At 37.9% G+C, this 808-nt stretch carries 1 protein-coding gene; it reads left to right on the forward strand.

Features of this window, described 5'->3' with window-relative positions:
* Nucleotides 1–246: 246 nt before the first annotated feature.
* On the forward strand, nt 247–808 hold a 562-nt coding region (locus IV84_RS10520), incomplete at its 3' end, for an IS110 family transposase (RefSeq protein ID WP_155515926.1).

An 808-nucleotide genomic window follows, 5' to 3' on the forward strand; every position in this document is an offset into this window, starting at 1 on the left:
ATTAGTGGTGAATCATAATTCGACGAAATTATGATTCACCACTTTTTCATTCTGTTAAAGTGGTAATGAAGTTGACATGTCGAAGTGTCATTTGGCGCATCATACGATGACGTCGCAAGATAAATTGGCAACTTCATTTGGTTCACCAATAAGCTCGCTCGAAGTCCGTTGGCTACTAAAAGTCGTGTATTGAAAATTGAGATGAGTGAATCGATGAATACAACTTTGATAAGGTGGTGTTTAAATATGATTGATATCGAAATCATATTTGGCATAGATGTAAGTAAACATAGTTCAAATGTAGCAATTTTAGCCGATGACAGTGTCATTAAAGAATTCAAGATAACTAACGATCGTATAGGTTATGAAACCCTTGATGACGCTCTTAATAGCTTTAAGTCACCCAAGGTAATTTTTGAATCTTCTGGCATCTATTCACGAAGTATTCGTGCCTTTTTACAGAGAAAAAATTGGATTTATACCGAGATTAATCCTTTGGCGGCCAAGAAAGATATGGATGGTTTTCGGCACAATAAGAATGATCAGCTGGACGCAGTAGCATTAGCCACTGCAATGGCACACTATCATTATCAATCGACGTTCAGAGAAGCAGGCGTCTATGAAGAACTGCATGATTTAGAGCGAACCTATCAAGAGTTCAACGAAGATCTCGTGCGAGCCAAGAATCGATTGCATAAGAACCTGCAGCTCACTTTTCCTGAAGTTGAACAATTTATAAGTACAACAGATGGTACTTTATATTGGCACGTTGTACAGCAGTTTCCGCATCCAACTTTCGTATTAGAAA

The sequence above is a fragment of the Pediococcus damnosus genome (assembly GCF_001437255.1).
Lineage (GTDB): Bacteria > Bacillota > Bacilli > Lactobacillales > Lactobacillaceae > Pediococcus > Pediococcus damnosus.